Here is an 18,759-nt window from a genome sequence, read left to right as displayed (position 1 = left end):
CAGTTTAAACTATTCTATTTACAGACTTACACTCAACCTCTTTAGTTACTCCTACTAAAGAGATTTACGCCTGGACATAAGCAAACACATCCTTGTAGCTGAACCTATATTTACTTAACTTATTTATAAAGCGGCCCGAAGTTTTTGCATGCTTGGTAGTCGGCTGCTTCTGGTTGGTCGGTGCCGAGCATGTTCCATGCGCTTGGGCGGAAGATGCGTGATGCTTCGACGTTGTGCATGTTTACGGGAATTCGTAAGATGGAAGCAAGTGTTATTAGGTCGTCTCCGATATGACCGTAGCTGAGAGCACAGTGGTTGGCTCCCCAGTTGTTCATGACAGAGTAAACATCAGTGAATGCACCTTCGCCGGTTAGGTTTGGAACAAACCAAGTCGTTGGCCATGTTGGATCTGTACGTAGGTCCAGTGTGTCATGCATGTCGTTTTCTAGTTCGACGGTGTGCCCTTCAGCAATTTGTAGCACTGGCCCAAGTCCTTTTACGTAGTTAATGCGGGCGATTGTTACTGGCATATCGCCTTTTGTTGTGAAATCACTTGAGTAGCCGCCGCCTCGGAAGTATTCTGTTGATGCCGGACGGAACTGAACGTTTTCTAGTGTTTCTTTTACTTCTTCATCTGTAATATCCCAGAACGGTTTCATGACAGGTTTGCCATCTATTTGTTGGCGACCGGTTCCATCAAGTGCTGCAGAACCCGAGTTAAGTAAATGGATGATTCCGTTGGCAGCTTTTCCTGTGAGTTCTTTTCCGGTTACGCGTTTTACTGCATCTGGGCTCCAGTACGTGCGCACGTCTGCAAAAACTTGTGCGGTGTTCGTTAGTAAGTTGCCCATTGCCATTGTGACACCATTTAAGCTATCGTTTTCTGTTGCTAGAATGTATGGTGCACGTTTGCCATTCCAATCAAAGGATGAGTTTAGGAAGGTTTCCATGAAGTCTCCATTTGGGAAGTAGTCCGTCCATTGACGCTGCCCTTGGAATCCAGCTATAAGTGCATTATGACCATTTGCTTCCTCTTCAAAGCCCATTTCTTTTAGTTTGTCACTGCCAATCATAAGGTCACGAGCGATGAGCGTCATTTTAATAGACCGTTCCCAGTCACTACGTTTTTCTTCATCTGTACGTTTGAATTCTTCTTTGTTTATGTCTTCACCTATGGTTAAGTTCTCGTCTGCCCATTGAAGTGCTTTTTCGTATTCTTCTTTGTCGTAAATTTCTAGATCCATCCGGCGGACAAATTCACTCATGTCGATGTACTCATTACGCATGCCTAGGTATTCCTGAAAGAAGTCGTCTTTTACGATACTTCCTGCGATTCCCATGGAGACAGACCCCATAGCGAGATATGATTTGCCTTTTAACATTGCTGCTGCAAGGCCAGCTTTTGCGAAACGGAGAAGTTTTTTTTGGACGTCCCGAGGGATAGTTGGATCACCTGCATCTTGAACGTCATGCCCGTATATTCCGAATGCTGGTATCCCTTTTTGGTTGTACCCGGCAAGAGAGGCTGCTAGGTAAACTGCTCCCGGTCGTTCTGTTCCGTTGAAGCCCCATACTGCTTTCGGAAGATGCGGATCCATATCCATTGTTTCACTGCCGTAGCACCAGCAAGGAGTTACAGTAAGTGAAACGCCGACTCCTTCTTTTTTAAACTTCTCGGCTGCTTGTGCTGCTTCAGCTACCCCACCTATACAAGTATCTGCAATGACGCATTCTACCGATTCCCCGTTATAGTATTTAAGGTTTTCGGATAGGAATTTTGCGACGTTGTTTGCCATATTCATCGTCGTTTCCTCTAAGGATTCACGTACCCCTCTTCTGCGACCATCAATTGTTGGACGTATTCCTATTTTCGGTAAAGCTCCGATATAACGTTCTTTTGTCATGAATAATTCCTCCATTACATATGTAGTAGTTGTTGAAATCGATCGATTGCTTCTTGCCATTGGGTATTGTGCTGTGGTTCATATTGTTTCATCTCGAAAGAGTTTGCGACAAGCTGTCGTCCATCTTCGATTGAGTGTAGTTCTCCAAGCGCTCGCAGTTGGGATAACCCGTTACCGATAGAGCTTGCTTCAGTTGGTCCAGTATGGACTATTCTGTTCGATGCATTTGCGATAAATTGGCATAGCTTTGTATTTTGTGTACCGCCTCCACCGATGTAAATGTCGGTTGTTTTCGTATTCGTGATTTTTTCTATTTGTTCGATTGTGTATGCGTATTTTATAGCAAGGCTTTCGATGAAACAGCGGATATGCTCACCGGGTGTATTTGGAACCTGCTGATTTGTTTGCAAGCAATATTTCTTGATTGCCTGCAACATCGATACCGGGTTAAAGAAAAGGTCGTCATCTGGATCGATGAATGTGTTGAATGATTTTGCTTGTTGCAGAGCATTTATTTCTTGTTCGTATGTGAAATGGATTCCTTGTTGCTTCCATTCTTCTCGGCATTTTTGAAGAATCCAAAATCCCATGGCGTTTTTTTGAAATCGGTATTGCCCTTCGCTCGTTCCTTCGTTTGTAAAGCTTTGCTGAAATGCTTCTGCTGTTGTAATTGGTTCTTTTATTTCCTTACCGATTAGTCCCCATGTTCCAATACTGATGAATAAGGCATTAGGTCGTTGGATTGGTAGTGCAGATAATGCGCAGGCTGTGTCATGCCCTGGTACGAGTGCCATTTGGATGGAAGGGTGATTCTTTATCGTACCTACCATTTGATGCGGCATTTCGATTGGTGCGAATGGGAGTGTTTGATTGAAAAAAGTTTGTTGAATATTTTTGTCCCATTGTTGGTTTTTGTTAACTAGCTGTGATGTTGAGGCTATAGTGAATTCGTTCAGTTTGACGCCTGATAATGCGTGAATAAGTAGATTCGGCAGCATAAGTATGTCGGTAGTTTCGGTTAAGTATTGTGGGTATTGACTTTGGATCGCCATCAGTTGAAATAATGTGTTTATGGCAGAAATTTCGTTACCGGTTTGTTCAAATAATGTTTGGGGTGGTAATTGTGTTGTAGCTTGTTGGACATATTGGACGGAGTGCGTGTCTCGGTATGAAAATGGTTTGGAGACGAGCTGACCGGTTTTATTTAATAATCCAAAGTCTACACCCCATGTGTCGATGCCTAGTGATTTGGCAGGTGACGTTACTTTGTTGAGACCTTGGTTTAGTTCTTTTATAAGATTGCTGTAGTCCCAGTAATAATGATTGTTTTCATGAACTGGTTTGTTTTGGAACCTGTGTATTTCATTCATCGTGAGCGTTTGCCCGTTAAATTTTTGGGCGACTAGGCGACCGCTAGATGCTCCGAGATCATAGGCAAGTACGGTTGTCATCGTGATTTCCTCCTATTCCTTTAGCAATTTCGAGCGATATCTTTCTGCTGAAAGGTTTCGAAGGTCCTCACATTCTTGTTCAGTCAAAACTCGTGGACCACCGAAAATGGAACTAATAGTGTATACTTTGGCGGATTCCTCCGTTAGTTGCATGAAAAAGTATGCTTCTTTCATCGTTTTCCCTAATGTTAGAACACCGTGATTACGCATAATTATGACATCTTTGTCAACGAGTTCTGCTACTTTTTCTGCAAGTAGATTGGTCGTCGGTATGACGTAATCGATGTAACCCACACTCTTGACCATCGCTGGAAAATCTGGAAATAAAGGCGGAATGTCTTTGCCAGCAGAGGAGACGCCTACCGAATAGGTCGGATGTGCATGAAGAACTGCTTGGATTTCCTCATTTTTTCGGAAGCATTCTAAATGCATGAGTACTTCGGATGATGGGCGAAGATTGCCTTCGATTTCTCCTGTTGTAATGTCGACTTTCACCCACTGATGAGGTTCTATTTCCTTGAGATCAAAGCCACTTGGAGAGATGTACATGTAACCCCCATCTCGCATGCTGAGGTTGCCGCCTGCTCCTACTACTAGGCCTTGGTCTACTAATTTATGTGCATATTTGTTTAGTTCTTCAATGACTTTAGACATTTGGTTACTTCCTTTCTGCTAGAGTGCTTTAGCGATGCGTTCTAATGTTTCTGTTTGTTGGAGCATTTGTGCATGTGTATATGTTGGTGATTCTTTGTTTTCGGTAGCCTGGTGGAATGCTTTTATCTGCTCGATATAGGCATTTCCTGTTTCTTTGACGGTATGGGTTTCATTGTTTGAGTGGTAATGGATGATCCCATCGTAATTGTTTTGGTCAGCTCTGAAAGCAAATGGTAGTTGCATCGTTCCTGCTGTGCCGATAATATCAATAGTTTGAGTCATCGGTCCGTAAAAGCTTGCATCAAATTGAGCAAGGATTCCGGATGGATAGCTAAGTTGGACAGCTATATGTGTATCGATTTCGTTTTTTGTTTTCCCCTGTAAAGCTTGGATGTTATTTGGAGTTTCTTCTATTAAATAGTTCAGTACATTTACTGGATAGCATCCGATGTCATTTAGTACCCCTCCCCCAAGATTTGGATCGAGGCGAATGTCATCGTCCCAATTTTCCATCGTGAAATGGAAACGGGCACGAATCGTGAGTATTTCCCCAATTGTTCCTTCTGCTATCAATTGCTTTGCTTTTCCTATTTGCGGATGGAAACGATACATGAAAGCTTCCATTAGGAGTACATGATGCTTTTTGGCTGCTTGTTGAAGTTCGGTTAAATCTTTTGTAGTGAGCACAATCGGCTTTTCACACAGGACATTTTTGTTCGCGTGGATTGCAGCGAGTGCCCATTGTTTGTGATATGCATTCGGAAGTGCTATGTACACTGCATCCACATCAGGTGATTCGAGAAGCGCTTCGTATGACTGGAATATGTTTGGAATATGGAATTGCTGAGCTAGGGATTCTGCTTTGCCACTACGACTTGCAATTGCTGTGACTTCATTATTGGGTGTTTGTCTGATAGCTGGAATAACTTGCTGTTTAGCAATGTTCGCAGCTCCGATGATTCCCCATCGCAATGTCTTCAATTTGTTAGCCTCCTTTCTGTTATGTTGCAATTTTTTACTGATGCTGCGTTAGCCACCAGTAACTTTTGCAACAGGAATGCAGTGTTTTATTCGTAAATTGCGTTTTGCACTTCTTCTGATTCAATATTGTCTTTGTCGTACCAGATGAAGCCTGTGTCGATTGTTTTTTCAACTTCTTTTCCGTTCATCGCATCTACTGCAGCTTTTACTGTTTCGTAACCGATGCCGACTGGATTTTGTGTTACTGCCCCAGACATTAAGCCACTTGTAATTGCATCAATTTGTTGTTTCCCCGAGTCAAAGCCGACAACTACTAGGTCACCCGATTTGTTTAGTTCTTGTACAGCGTTTACAACACCGATTGCAGAGCCTTCATTGGAACCGAAAATTCCTTTTAAGTCGCTATGCGCTTGAATCATCGCTTTTGCAAGGTCGGTAGATTTAAGATGATCTCCACCACCGTATTGGATGTCGACGATTTCTATATTTGGATATTTGGATTCAATTTGTTCTTTAAAGCCATCACGACGTTGTACTCCTGTTACAGAGGTTTGGTCATGTACAACTAGTGCAATTTTTCCTTCTTCGCCGATGAATTCAGCCATTTTGTCTGCCGCTAAAGCCGCTGCTGCTTTGTTATCCGTAGAAGCAGTTGCAAGAGGAATATCACTTTCTACTCCTGAGTCAAATGCAATAATAGGTATTTCACTTTTTTGAGCTTCTTCTAGTAACGGCGTTGCTGCTTGTGAGTCAAGTGCTGCAAAGCCTAGTGCATCTGGCTTTTTGTCCAGTGCCGCGCGGAGCATTTCTATTTGTTTATCCACTTGTGATTCACTTTCTGGTCCTTCAAAAGTAATTTCTACATCAAATTCCTCCGCTGCTTCTTCTGCCCCTTGTTTAACGGCTTGCCAGAATTGATGCTGGAACCCTTTGGAGACAATCGCTACATATGGTTTATCGCCACTTGGTTCTGATGTTGTGCTAGAATCGGCATCTTCTGCATTACATGCCCCTAAAATCGTAGAAACAGCTAATATACTCCCTAAAATCCAAGACCTTTTCTTCATTTATTTCTCCCCATTCCCTTTTATATTTAACGTCACTTGGACGATAGACCCTTTGTTATTCTTTGCGTCTTCTGAGAATATCCATATATACTGCTAGAATAATAACCATGCCGACTACGACCGTTTGCCATTCTTGCGGAATAGACATGATGCGTAGACCGTTTGTTAGAACGCTCATAATCAGTGCACCGATTACTGTCCCAACGATTGTTCCTTTCCCTCCACTAAGGGATGTTCCGCCGATAACAACCGCTGCAATCGCTTCCAATTCATAGCCTTGACCTAATGCTGGCTGGGCTGAATTTAAACGAGAAGCCATGATAACTCCAGCAACTCCTGTAAATGCTCCTGCCAATGAATAAATAGTCACTTTCCAGAAATCCACATTCACACCTGAAAGTTTTGTCGCTTCTTCATTGCTTCCAATCGCGAAATTATAACGTCCTAAAATAGTTTTTGATAAAATAACCGCTCCAATAATTGCAGCGAGGAAAAATATTAGAACTGCATTTGGAATGTCCACTCCCGGAATTATTGAGCCAAGTGCAATCTTTGTGAATAAAGCATGGTCTGTGAAATAAATTGGTGCTGCCCCTGAAATAACTAGTGCCAGACCTTTTGCAATCATCATCATTGCAAGCGTGGCAATAAAAGGAGGAATCTTCATCTTGGTAATTGCAATCCCACAAAGGTAGCCACAGATTGCCCCTGTTGCAACACCTGCAAAAACACCGACAATCAATGGTAAACCTGCATTGACAATGACTACTCCGGAAATAACCGAGGATAAAGTCATTACTGTTCCTACTGAAAGGTCAATTCCGCCTGTAATAATGACAAATGTAGCACCAAGTGCAAGAATTCCAATTACTGCAGTTGATAATAAAATACCGATCATGTTGCTCCATTGTAGAAAGCTATCTGATGCAATTGAGAAGAAAATAACTAAAACTATTAAACTTCCAAATGCTAGTGTTTGTTGAATAGCACCTGGCGGTATGACTTTTTTCTTTACTGGCTCTTTTTCAATAATTGTATCCACGTTCATTTACTTCACCCCTATTATTAGTGGAGCTGTGTTGCATACTCCATTATTTTTTCTTGTGTTGCTTCTTCCGAGGAAAGTACCCCTGTGATTTTTCCCTCTGACATGACGACGATCCGATGACTCATTCGTAAAACTTCAGGTAATTCAGATGAGATCATGATGATTGATTTCCCACTTGCTGCAAGCTCATCTAGTAGTTTATAAATCTCACCTTTTGCTCCAACATCAATTCCACGTGTCGGTTCATCGAAGATTAGAATGTCGCAATCCCTTTGTAGCCACTTTGCAATAACGACTTTTTGCTGATTGCCTCCAGAGAGGAGTCTAATTTCTTGATCTACAGATGGAGTTTTAATCTTTAGACTCTCGACATATTTTGTAGCTGTTTTTTTAATTTTGGAATCGCTTACAAAAAATGAATTCGTTTGGTAGTCTTTTATAGTTGCTAGTGCAATGTTCGATTTGACGTCCATGCTGACGAGTAAGCCGTATTGTTTTCGGTCTTCTGATAAGTAGCCGATTCCTTGATTCACGGCGTCCGCTGGTGATTTTATTTTGACTTCCTTGCCATGTAGGTTGATCGTTCCATTCGTGGATGGATCAGCACCGAATAGTACTCTGGCTACTTCAGTCCGTCCTGCACCCATTAGCCCAGCAAATCCAAGTATCTCTCCTTTTTTTAAATCGAACGAAACATCTTTTAACAGGTTTTTCGTGGAGATATTACTTACCTTTAGTACAGTTTCCTTTTCTCCAGAAGCAATGTTTGGCTTCGATTCTATGTATACATGTCGGCCAACCATCAGTTGAATGACTTTGCTCATTTCCGTTTCTGATGTCTTTAGGGTGTCCACGTATGTTCCGTCTCTCATAACCGTGATTCTGTCAGAGATTCGCTTAAGTTCATCCATTCGATGAGAGATATAAATGATGCCGACGCCTTTTTCTCTGATGCTAGAAATAATGTCAAAGAGTGTATCGATTTCGGTTTCTGTCAGTGCTGTGGTTGGTTCGTCCATGATGAGTATTTTCGAGTTGAATGAAAGTGCCTTTGCAATTTCTACCATTTGCTGCTTTGCTACGGTTAAATGACGCACTTTAGTTTTGGGGTCTAAGTCTAAGTTGAGTTTGTTGAAAAGTTCTGCCGTTTGCTTGTTCAACTGTTTGTCGTTTACAAGAAGGTTCATCGTTCCTTTTGGTTCACGTCCGATGAAAATATTTTCTGCAACTGTGAGGTCTTTCATCAAGTTGAGTTCTTGATGAATGATGGAAATACCAAGTTCTTGTGCTTGTTTTGGAGAATGAACTGTAATATCTTTCTCCTGAAGAGTGATTGTTCCTTCGTCTTTTGGATAGATACCTGTTAGGATTTTCATGAGTGTAGACTTTCCCGCACCATTTTCCCCTACGAGGGCTAGTACTTCCCCGTATTGGAGGTCGATCGTTACATCGGATAACGCTTTAACACCCGGGAACGATTTACTAATATGTTCCATTCGTAAAAGAGGCTCCACTTTCATCCCGCCTTTTTGTTGTTTGATATTTGTTTATATTTGTTTTTCTTTGATTGTGTTGATTATAAAATAGTTATTTAATAAAATCAAGTGTTTTTTTATAATTCTGACTATTTAATTCGTAATTTGGTTATTACACGATGCGCAATGAGGACTCAACCCAATTGCGCATAGGAAATTTTTATGTTTTTTTCTTCGAAATACTTTAGATATGTTTTATTTGCTAGATCATCAATGATTATCGTATTAATAACCTCTTCTTTTTCGATGTGAGCAAATGCTTTTTTGTTGAGTTTTGTATGGTCCAGTAGGAGTATTTTTTGGTCTGCCATCTCTATCATTTTGCGTTTGACGATTGCTTGCTGCTCGTTGGAATCACTGATTCCCCAGTCTTTGTGTAGACCCTTGCAAGAGAAAAAGACTTTGTTTACGTGATAACGTTCCAATGTGCTGACAGTAAGTGGCCCTACTAAAGATAAGGAAGTTGAGGAAAGGTTACCACCAGCTACTATAACTTGAATATGTGTTTGGTTGGCTAGTTCAGCGGCTACTCTAAGCGAGTTTGTAAGCACGGTTATTTTCTTATTGGGAAGTAATTTAGCTAGGTAGAAAGCGGTGGAACTAGCATCGAGGAATATGATATCTTCCTCTTGTATTAGAGTAACAGCTTGTTTTGCAACCGCCATTTTTTCTTGTTGGTTCATCACTTCACGTTGGAAATAAGGAATATCCCCTTCTTCCACTTGTGTAGAAATGGCTCCACCATGCGTACGAGCTAGCTTATTCTCTGATTCTAGTTTCTCTAGATCACGGCGGATCGTCTCTTCCGTCACCTTTAGTAGTTTGCTCAGTTCAGATACACGGGCGGTTTTATTTTCATTGACAATGTTGATGATTTTTTTATGTCTTTCCGGAACTAACATACGTGGATTCCTTCTTTCTTTATGTAATTACGCCTTTTTTAAGAATAATATTGGCATAGAGCGCTTGCTCGCTAGTCGCGATTATTGCGTAAGCTTGTTTGGCTTGTTCATAGAAGCGGAAACGTTCGAGTTTTGATGGTGTGACTGTTTGGTTATCTGTGTTTTGGAGGATTTTCTCGTATTTCTTCCATATCGGTGGTGCGGAGATTTCTGGTCCATGCATCATATAAAAAACCGATGAATCCGCATATGTGTCGAGTGGCATGAGCGTAAGAATGGCTTCAAATATTTCTGGAATATGGAGTCCGTCCAGCCTTATTAAATTTTGCGCGTGTGATGCAGCCGGGAAATTACCATCTGCGATGACAATTTCATCTCCATGCCCCATTTCCATTAGAATTTTAAGGAGTTTGGGCGAAATACAGTGCGGTATGTTTCTAAGCATGTGGTTTCTCCTTTGTTTGTTTTTGTTTTACTATATGATACCAAAGATTTTTAGGAATGGAAGTGTTTTTTTGTTTGGGGTTGATGAGGGTAGGACTAAGTGTACTGGGAAGGTGTTTTATTCAAAATAAAAACCACTAGATTACTCTAGTGGTTAAGGACTTTTGATAGGAAGTCTTGGGCACGCTGTGTGTCTGGGTTGGTGAAGAATTTAGCCGGTGCTGCCCGTTCAACTATTTTTCCTTCTGCCATGAAGACGATTTCGTCGCAGATTTCTTTGGCGAAGCCCATTTCGTGCGTTACGACAACCATGGTCATGCCGTCTTTTGCTAGTTTACGAATAGCATCAAGCACTTCGGTTACCATTTCAGGGTCGAGTGCTGATGTTGGTTCATCAAATAGCATGACTTGCGGGTCCATTGCTAATGCTCGCGCAATGGCTACACGTTGTTGCTGACCACCGGAAAGTCTGTTTGGATAGGCATCGAATTTGTCTGCTAAGCCAAGGGAAGCTAGTAGCTCTTTCCCTCTTTTTTCAGCTTCTTCTTTGCTCATTCCTTTTACTTTTATAGGTGCCATTGTAACGTTTTCTAATGCGGTTAAGAATGGGAATAGGTTAAAGCTTTGGAATACGAAGCCGATGTTTGTGCGGGCTACGTTGATATCTATTTTTTTGTCATGGATGGAGATGCCGTCCACTGTTATTTCCCCATTATCTACCGGCTCCAATGCGTTTATAGTTCGGATTAAGGTCGATTTCCCTGCTCCACTTGGGCCAATCAATGCGATAACATTCGATTTTGGTACTTCAAGCGAAACGTCGGTTAGGACGTGGTGGTCGCCGAAGCTTTTGTTAACATTTTTGATAGTGATCATTTGGGTACACCCTCCTTAACGTTATGCCTCGCCTTTTAGTAATCGTTTTTCGAAGTATCGAATGATTAACGATAGGCTGAATGTCATGATGAAATAGATTAGTGCGACGAATGTCCATACTTCAATGGATCGGAATGATGTTGCCACTAAGTTTTTTGCTGCTAGCGTTAATTCGGATGCTGCTATTACAGATATAAGTGATGAATCTTTTATTAGCATGATGAATTGTGATGCAAGCGGCGGCAATACTCGTCTAAATGCTTGCGGTAAAATAATGTGAATCATTGCTTTTGTATGGGACATACCTAATGAGCGAGCTGCCTCCATTTGTCCCTTTGGTACACCTTGAATACCAGATCGAACTATTTCCGCGATGAATGCTCCAGCAAACAGGGAAAGACCAGTAATTGAACCCCAGTAGGAGCCTAATGAGAAAAATTGTCCAAGTACGTAGAAAATCCAGATGAGTAGAACCAGTAGTGGTACCCCTCGCATTATTTCTATGTATGCGGATGAAATGATAAATATGATCTTGTTTTTAGAAATACGTCCGAGTCCAAATAGAATGCCTATTGGAATTGCTAGAAGGATGGAAATCGCAGAAATCTCAAGCGTTTTCAGCGCACCTTCGATGAACACGTCCATATTTCGACTTATGACACTCCAGTCATATTGATACATAGTTGTTCCTCCTCTAAGTTGGCTGAGTGTTTTGCAAGAATATGCACTGAGTAGATATTTGATCACTACTCAGCGCTAGTCCCTATTCCTCTACTACTTCATCTAACCATTCAGAAGATTCGAACCATTTTGCACGTGATGCAAGTTCTGATGGACTTCCAAGATAGCTGCTTAAGAATGAGTTAACCCATTGAATTGTTTCGAAATCATTTTTCTTAATTGCAATCCCTAAGTTTTCTGTAGAAATTAAACCTTCAAGTTGATTTACAGCATCGCCGTTACGTAATTTCCATACAGCAATTGCAGGCTCATCGTATACTACAGCTGCTGCTTGGCCTTGAGCCATTGCTGCTGCAGCTGCTGGGAAATCTTCAAAGTCCATGATTTCTGCGTTTTTAAATACATCTTTTGCAAGTAGAGCACCAGTAGTTCCGATACCAACAGCGATTTTAGTTCCTTTAACATCTAGTTCCTGCCATGTTTTTGTTTGTGTATCATCCCCTGGAACCATTACTGCTTGACCAGTTTGGAAATAAGGATCTGCAAAGCTAACCGCCAAAGCACGACTACCTGTTATTGTCATACCAGCGAAAATCATGTCAACTTCCCCTGTTTGTAATGCTGGAATCAATCCGTCAAATGTAAATTGCTTGTACTCCACTTTCACTCCAAGTGCTTCTCCAAGCGCATTTGCGAAATCTACGTCATACCCAACAAAGTCACCATCTGGATTTTTCATATCAAATGGAAAATATCCTGATGACATCCCGATAATTAGTTTTTTCTCTTTTAATACTTTTTGAATTGTGGAGTTTTCTGTTGAAACTCCACCACCTGAATCATTGCTACATCCAGCAATGATTAACATGGTAATCATTAGTACTGCCATTAACCATTTCTTCATAAACTTAACCCCCGTTTTTTTATTCAGTTCCCCTTATGAAACTATTGAATTATTAGTAGTATAAATTATTATTATTCACGTGTCTACATAAAAAATAATTAGTTATAATATTTTTATTATTGATTCTATTAGAATAAAAGTGCAAAATAGATTATGTATAGTTGTATTATATGCTTTTTATTATAAGATTAGTATTTTTTGATTTTAATATCATAATGTTTTATTATTCTGTATATTGTATCTTTATTCAAAAGGAGTGTTTAAATTGGTTTTTCCCAAAAGTGAGGTTGGTAAACGGATTAGGTATTTACGCAGATTTCAAGGATTGACTTCCGATGAATTGGCGAAAAAAGCTAGTGTGAGCCAGAGTATGATTTCTCAAATAGAGCGCGGACAAGTATCCCCCTCTCTGGAGACGTTATGGAAATTAAGCCATAGTTTGAAGGTTCCTGTGTTTTCGTTCTTTGAAGCAGAAGAAAATAATGCAGTAACTTTGACCCGCAAAGGTGAGGGTCATTTCATAAAACGTGTGCGACCAAATGTCGGATATGAGCTTTTGTCACCAAGTTCAGGCAAGCAGATGAGCTTTTTTAAGATGACTGTGTCGCCAGGTGAGAGCACTGATGATCCACTTATGTTCCATGGTGGCGAAGAGTGCGGTCTGATGCTGGTTGGTAGTTTGAGGATTGAAATTGAGGGCGAGGTTTACCTTATCGATGAAGGGGATAGTATTTACTTTGATAGCTCGCTGCCGCATCGTTTTATGAACGATGGGGATACAGACGCGATTGCTGTTTGGACGATGACGCATGATTTTTAGGTTTTTGGGAGGTCCTTCGTGTGAGCGGAGGGCTTTTTTGGTTGGGTGTGGTTTGATTTACTTGCGGAGTGAGTGGGGTTACTTGCGTTTGTGGTGAATTTACTTGCGGAGTTAGGGGTGGTACTTGCTCTCGCTTGATGGTTACTTGCTTTGGTTGGTGGTTTACTTGCGGTCTGGGGTTATATGGAAATTTTACAGATGCAGTTGGCCTTTCGCATGGGCGAAAGCTTCCTTTTAGTTTTACTTGCGGAGCGGGAAGGGTTACTTGCTTTCGTGGTGGATTTCTTGCGGAGTCGGGGGTCGTACTTGTCTCGATTGGTGGTTACTTGCTTTAGACAGAGGTTTACTTGCGGTCTGGGGTTATATGGAATTTCTTATGCAGTTCGGTATTTACTCTCCTCATAGAATATTGAATTTGTAAGATATTTACTTATATATAAATTTTATTACACATAAAAAGATCTTCTATTAGGTACAGAAGATCTTTATTTTATAAATTCCATTTTATATTTAGCATCTTTGTATTTACCAGTTTTGATTAGATTTGCTTTTTTTAGGATTCTGTTTGCTTCGTACATATTATTTAGATTTAAAAATTGGCGACACTCTTTATTGGAGATGGAGTCCTTGTATATGAGAAAATATTCTTTTATGGTTTTTGTATGTGCATTAGTGCTGATATTTCTGCATTTAAGACATATCCAGTGACGGGCAACTTTTTTCATTCCGACAAGGTTACAGATAGTACATTCTACTCCTTTGATGATGTCGTCAGGATTAATTGCAAAGTGTTGTGCTAAAGGGAATGGTTTGTAACTGGTGGTTTTGTTTAGAATAAATCTTTTGAGGCTGTCAAGCACTTCTAAGGAAAGTGGGGAATCATGCGTTTTCAATTCTCTTAAATAGGATCTGATTTCATTACGGAATAGTACGGTTGTTTCATTTGGAGGGGTTTTGATATAACTGCTAGTAAAAGGAAAAACAACTGCACCGTAGATAGGTAGCGAAAATCCTCCGGTCTTAAATATAACATTCAGCTGATAAATATACTCTTGGAGTTGAATCTCTGGACTGTCGAACGAGTTTCTTACTCCAGTTGATAATGTTCGGCTCAGCTGATATGGATGAGATTTAAATTCAATTTCTCCCTGGATGTTTTTAACTTCGAATATCACAGCATAATACTGTGTAATTATTAAGATATCCATTTGAAATAATGACTCTCCGAATAGTGAAATGTTGTGAAAGGCAAAGAATTTGTATGGAAGTTTAACTTTTTGAAGAAAACTCATAACTGCTTCTTCGCCTATGTCTCCTGCAATATTGCGATTTAGGTCTTCTCGGAGAGTGAGATATTTGGGATGGTTTTTCTTCAGTCGTTTGTTTAACGAGATAAGTGCTTCCATATATAGCGTTTGTGCATATGGTTTTACTATCATTTTATCACCTCGAGGATAGATTAGCATATTTAGTTTAAGTCTACTAGAGCTACTACAGAAATTGCATTTCAACGGGAATTTTGAGGGGAGAATCGAATTTTGTTTAAGAAATGAGATTAAGAACTGAATTGTTTCTGATATTACACAATAATATTAGTTGATTCTAGGAATATTATTGTATTATTTTGATGCTAAATTTGCAGTAGAGTTTATAGAATCGGTTTTCACACTAAAACGGGATTATTTTGGGTTTAATGCAGTTAGCTTTTCGCATGGGCGAAAGGCTTCCTTTTTGGGTTTTACTTGCGGTGGGATGCGGGTTACTTGCTTTCGCGGTGGATTTACTTGCGGAGTTGGGTTGAGTACTTGCTCATGATCATAGGTTACTTGCTTTCAGTGGAAGTTTACTTGCGTACTGGGATTAATCGGATTCTTTTCAATGCATTTGGCTTTTCGCATGGGCGAAAGGCTTCCTTTTTGGGTTTTACTTGCGGAGAGATGGGGGTTACTTGCTTTCGTGGTGGATTTACTTGCGAAGTCCGGTTGAGTACTTGCACATGATCATAGGTTACTTGCTCTCAGTGGAGGTTTACTTGCGTACTGGGACTATTTGGATTCTTTTCAATGCAATTGGCTTTTTGCATGGCCGAAAAGCTTTCCTTTTTGGGTTTTACTTGCGGAGAGATGGGGGTTACTTGCTTTCGTGGTGGATTTACTTGCGAAGTCCGGTTGAGTACTTGCACATGATCATAGGTTACTTGCTTTCAGTGGAGGTTTACTTGCGGACTGGGACTATTTGGATTGTTTTCAATGCGATTGGGCTTTCGCATGGGCGAAAAGCTTTCTTTTTAAACTTGCGGACCGGGGTTACATGGTAGTTGTTGCTGTCTACATTAAAGGACCTGCCGGGATGGCAGGTCCTTGGTTGTGAATAGCGGTTCTCTGAGCGCTTTAATTCAAGTGGTTATTAAGATAGGATGGTTTTTAAGATGTCGACGGCTTGATCTATTTCTTCGGTTGTTACGGTTAGTGGTGGCAGGAGACGGATTACGTTTAGTCCTGCCGCTACTAGTAGTAGACCTGCTTCGTCGGCTGCTGTTATGTAGGCTGCAACTTCTTCTTCGCAGACGATTCCAAGTAATAGACCAGAGCCGACTAACTGGTTGGTTGGTAATGCTTCGTTTAATTTCTCGATAAAATAAGCAGATTTTTTATTCACTTCTGCTATAAATTCTGGCACAAATACATTGTCTAGAACTGTTTGTGCTACGGCTACCGCTAGAGGATTTCCTCCGAAGGTCGTGCCGTGTGTGCCTGGACCCAATGTGTCGTGTAGTTCTACTGTTCCGAGCATGGCACCGATTGGGAAGCCGCCACCAAGTCCTTTGGCTAACGTCATGATGTCAGGTTTTAGGACTGTTTGCTCATACGCATAGCGGGTACCAGTACGAGAGATGCCTGTTTGGACTTCGTCTACTATGAGCAAGATTCCGTTGGCTGCACATATGTCGGAAATGGCATGAGCGAATTCAGGTGTTACTTGGTTAACGCCGCCTTCCCCTTGTATTACTTCGAGCATAATCGCTCCGACTTCATCATCGATCACTGCTTCTAGGGCAGTTACGTCGTTGAAGGGTACAGTACGAAACGTTTCAAGTAATGGACCGAAGCCGTTGCGTACCTTGTCTTGGCCAGTGGCGGACATGGCGCCGAATGTGCGGCCGTGGAATGATTTTTCAAATGTGATGATGGTATGTTTCCCAGTATGTTTGCGCGCTAGCTTGATAGCTGCTTCGTTCGCCTCTGCTCCGCTGTTGCAAAAGAATGTGTGTGCGAAGTGTGTATCGTTTACAAGTGTTTCAGCTAGTTTTTCTTGTTCGGGACTTTCGAACAAGTTAGATACATGCCAGATTTTTTCGCTTTGCTGTTGAATCGCTTGAACTATCGCAGGATGAGTATGACCAAGACTGAGCACGGCTATACCACTTGTGAAATCGAGATAGTCTTTTCCAGTGTCGTCGGTAACGATGGTACCCTTTCCTTTCACAAGGTGAATAAGTCGGCGAGTATAGTTTTGGAATAAAGAGCTCATGCGTATACCTCCTGCTGCAAAATTGTTGTACCTGAAAGCTGATCGTCTACGATTTGGACGGATGGTATGCCTGCTGTAAGGCAGTCAAGTGCTGCTGTTACTTTTGGAATCATTCCTCCGTAAATATCACCAGAAATAATCCAGTCTGTAACTTTTTCAGAAGTAACAGTTTCTTGTATCTCACCACCTATTTTTATACCTGGAGTGTCGGTAACGAGTTGTAAGCTTTCCGCTTTTATTGCTAAAGCAATTTCGCTTGCTACAGTGTCGGCATTAATGTTAAGTGGTTCTCCATCTGCAGTGCAGCTAATACTTGAAATGACTGGAGTGATTCCGTGTTTCAGCAACATTTCTATAAATGAGGTATTCACTTGCTGAACTTCTCCGACAAAACCGTACGTTGATTTGTCTAGTATCGTGCACTGTAATAATTGGTGATCGCAGCCGTTAAGGCCTATTGCTTGGATACCGCTTTTATTCAGCTGGTGAACTAGTGCTGGATTAACTTGACCAACCAGGGTAGATTGGACAATTCCAATTGCTTCAGCGGATGTCACACGTATTCCGTTAATGGATGTGGTCGATATTCCGTTATTAGCAAGAGCTTTATTGATAGCTGGGCCTCCACCGTGGACAATTACGATTTCAAGACCCGTTGCTTGAAGTTTTTTGAAATTGGCGAAGAAGTTTTCATTTAAACCATCGAGCATGCTACCGCCAAGTTTGATAACGATGCTTTTAGGAGCGATAAGTTGCGTTGATTTGGACGTAGTCATATGTCAAATCGCACCCCCATGCAGTTCCTTGACCATCGCCTTGATGTATATCGACGAAGATCTTGACTTCTGGTTGCTTCAAATAAATGATTAAATCATCTTCTGAGAATGGAACAGGCTCTCCATTTTCTACTACTTTTGTTGTGCCAAGTAGGATTGTAATAGCGTTTGGGTCGATTGTTGCACCACTATAGCCGACTGCAGCGATGATTCTTCCCCAGTTCGCATCATTTCCGAAGATAGCAGTTTTTACAAGCGGAGAACCTACTACGGTTTTTGCTATATTACGTGCTTCTATGTCTGTAATGGCACCTTTTACTTCCACTTCAATTAATTTCGTTGCGCCTTCTCCGTCTTTGGCAATCATTTTAGCTAGATCCTGTGACACAGTGTGTAAGGTTTGAACAAAGTTTTCCCAATCTGGATGGTCTGGAGTTAATGGATTGTTTTGTGCCATTCCATTTGCCATCACGATAACCATGTCATTCGTAGATGTGTCACCATCTACGGTAATTGCATTGAAAGTCACGTCGGTGATAGCTTTTAGTGCGTCCTGAAGATGGTTGGACTCTATATTCGCATCGGTTGTAATAAAACCGAGCATCGTTGCCATATTTGGTTCGATCATGCCAGAGCCTTTTGCCGTTCCTGCGATAATAACCTCTTTACCGTCAATGATTGTTTGATATGTTGTATTTTTTGTTACGGTATCTGTAGTCATAATTGCTAGAGAAAAGTCAATTGCGCCTTCTAGTTCATTTACAGGCTCTAATGCTTGGATACCTGTTGTTACTGGTTCCATTTTCATGAGCTCCCCTATTACTCCAGTGGATGCAACGCCGATAAGTGATTGATCGATTCCTAGTTTTTCTGCTGTGAGTTTTTGCATCATGTATGCGTCTGCCATACCTTGTTTTCCTGTACAGGCATTGGCATTCCCTGCATTGACGATGATTGCTTGCATTTTACCTGTATCATATACAACATCTTTTGTAATGAGTAATGGTGCAGCTTTGATGGCATTTGTTGTGAAAACTCCAGCTACACTAGCAGGTACATCGCTAACAAGTAGTGCAAGATCTTTTTTCTTATGTTTTAAACCGCAATGGACTCCTGTTGCTTGGAAGCCCTTTGGCGAAGCGATGTTTTTGTAGGAGATGCTTTTCATCGTCATCGTTTTAGTAG

17 protein-coding genes are annotated in these 18,759 nt (G+C 41.1%); 1 reads left to right on the top strand and 16 read right to left on the bottom strand.

Going from position 1 to position 18,759, the window contains the following annotated elements:
• Positions 1-119 precede the first annotated feature (119 nt).
• The 12 genes from ACQCPR_RS03805 to ACQCPR_RS03750 form a co-directional block, all read right to left on the bottom strand.
• On the bottom strand, positions 120-1,904 hold the full coding sequence (locus ACQCPR_RS03805; RefSeq protein ID WP_427138221.1) for an L-fucose isomerase: 1,785 nt from the start codon (positions 1,902-1,904) through the stop codon (positions 120-122).
• Positions 1,905-1,918: 14 nt separating this feature from the next.
• Positions 1,919-3,355: a rhamnulokinase gene (locus ACQCPR_RS03800; protein WP_427138220.1), complete on the bottom strand. Its 1,437-nt coding sequence runs from the start codon at positions 3,353-3,355 to the stop codon at positions 1,919-1,921.
• Between the two features lie 12 nt (positions 3,356-3,367).
• Complete coding sequence (locus ACQCPR_RS03795) at positions 3,368-4,009, bottom strand: class II aldolase/adducin family protein (protein ID WP_090565517.1); 642 nt, start codon at positions 4,007-4,009, stop codon at positions 3,368-3,370.
• 18 nt (positions 4,010-4,027) lie between these two features.
• On the bottom strand, positions 4,028-4,990 hold the full coding sequence (locus tag ACQCPR_RS03790; protein ID WP_427138219.1) for a Gfo/Idh/MocA family protein: 963 nt from the start codon (positions 4,988-4,990) through the stop codon (positions 4,028-4,030).
• An 86-nt stretch (positions 4,991-5,076) separates the two neighbouring features.
• Positions 5,077-6,057 (bottom strand): ABC transporter substrate-binding protein, encoded by a 981-nt coding sequence (locus ACQCPR_RS03785; protein ID WP_427138218.1) that lies wholly within the window; start codon positions 6,055-6,057, stop codon positions 5,077-5,079.
• A gap of 55 nt (positions 6,058-6,112) precedes the next feature.
• Entirely contained in the window at positions 6,113-7,105 is a 993-nt protein-coding gene (locus tag ACQCPR_RS03780) for an ABC transporter permease (protein WP_427138217.1), read from the bottom strand.
• Positions 7,106-7,122: 17 nt separating this feature from the next.
• The gene (locus tag ACQCPR_RS03775; RefSeq protein ID WP_427138901.1) at positions 7,123-8,601 is read right to left on the bottom strand and encodes a sugar ABC transporter ATP-binding protein; all 1,479 of its coding nucleotides are present in this window, start codon (positions 8,599-8,601) and stop codon (positions 7,123-7,125) included.
• Positions 8,602-8,774: 173 nt separating this feature from the next.
• Positions 8,775-9,542, bottom strand: coding sequence for a DeoR/GlpR family DNA-binding transcription regulator (locus ACQCPR_RS03770; protein ID WP_427138216.1), 768 nt, complete (start codon positions 9,540-9,542; stop codon positions 8,775-8,777).
• A 19-nt stretch (positions 9,543-9,561) separates the two neighbouring features.
• Positions 9,562-9,987: an RbsD/FucU family protein gene (locus tag ACQCPR_RS03765; protein WP_427138215.1), complete on the bottom strand. Its 426-nt coding sequence runs from the start codon at positions 9,985-9,987 to the stop codon at positions 9,562-9,564.
• 146 nt (positions 9,988-10,133) lie between these two features.
• Complete coding sequence (locus ACQCPR_RS03760; RefSeq protein WP_340928625.1) at positions 10,134-10,862, bottom strand: amino acid ABC transporter ATP-binding protein; 729 nt, start codon at positions 10,860-10,862, stop codon at positions 10,134-10,136.
• A 21-nt stretch (positions 10,863-10,883) separates the two neighbouring features.
• Positions 10,884-11,543: an amino acid ABC transporter permease gene (locus ACQCPR_RS03755; protein ID WP_340928624.1), complete on the bottom strand. Its 660-nt coding sequence runs from the start codon at positions 11,541-11,543 to the stop codon at positions 10,884-10,886.
• A gap of 82 nt (positions 11,544-11,625) precedes the next feature.
• Positions 11,626-12,447 carry a transporter substrate-binding domain-containing protein gene (locus tag ACQCPR_RS03750; protein ID WP_340928622.1) on the bottom strand — a complete coding sequence of 274 codons (822 nt, stop codon included), beginning with the start codon at positions 12,445-12,447 and terminating at the stop codon, positions 11,626-11,628.
• Positions 12,448-12,703: 256 nt separating this feature from the next.
• Between ACQCPR_RS03750 and ACQCPR_RS03745 the strand changes: the two genes are divergently transcribed.
• Positions 12,704-13,267, top strand: coding sequence for a helix-turn-helix domain-containing protein (locus ACQCPR_RS03745; protein WP_340928620.1), 564 nt, complete (start codon positions 12,704-12,706; stop codon positions 13,265-13,267).
• A 485-nt stretch (positions 13,268-13,752) separates the two neighbouring features.
• Here the strand turns inward: ACQCPR_RS03745 and ACQCPR_RS03740 are convergent, their stop codons facing one another.
• The 4 genes from ACQCPR_RS03740 to argJ form a co-directional block, all read right to left on the bottom strand.
• On the bottom strand, positions 13,753-14,706 hold the full coding sequence (locus ACQCPR_RS03740) for a nuclease-related domain-containing protein (RefSeq protein WP_427138214.1): 954 nt from the start codon (positions 14,704-14,706) through the stop codon (positions 13,753-13,755).
• 967 nt (positions 14,707-15,673) lie between these two features.
• Positions 15,674-16,798 (bottom strand): acetylornithine transaminase, encoded by a 1,125-nt coding sequence (locus ACQCPR_RS03735; protein WP_427138213.1) that lies wholly within the window; start codon positions 16,796-16,798, stop codon positions 15,674-15,676.
• Positions 16,795-17,574: an acetylglutamate kinase gene (gene argB / locus ACQCPR_RS03730; protein WP_427138212.1), complete on the bottom strand. Its 780-nt coding sequence runs from the start codon at positions 17,572-17,574 to the stop codon at positions 16,795-16,797. The genes ACQCPR_RS03735 and argB overlap by 4 nt, the downstream gene beginning before the upstream one ends.
• Entirely contained in the window at positions 17,537-18,748 is a 1,212-nt protein-coding gene (argJ, locus tag ACQCPR_RS03725; protein WP_427138900.1) for a bifunctional ornithine acetyltransferase/N-acetylglutamate synthase, read from the bottom strand. Before argJ ends, argB begins: the two co-directional genes overlap by 38 nt.
• Between the last annotated feature and the right edge of the window lie 11 nt (positions 18,749-18,759).

The sequence above is a fragment of the Psychrobacillus psychrodurans genome, from assembly GCF_050209195.1.
In the GTDB taxonomy this organism is placed as follows: Bacteria; Bacillota; Bacilli; order Bacillales_A; family Planococcaceae; genus Psychrobacillus; species Psychrobacillus psychrodurans.
Note: the sequence above shows the minus strand (reverse complement) of the source record. Positions and strands in the feature narration are given on the sequence as shown.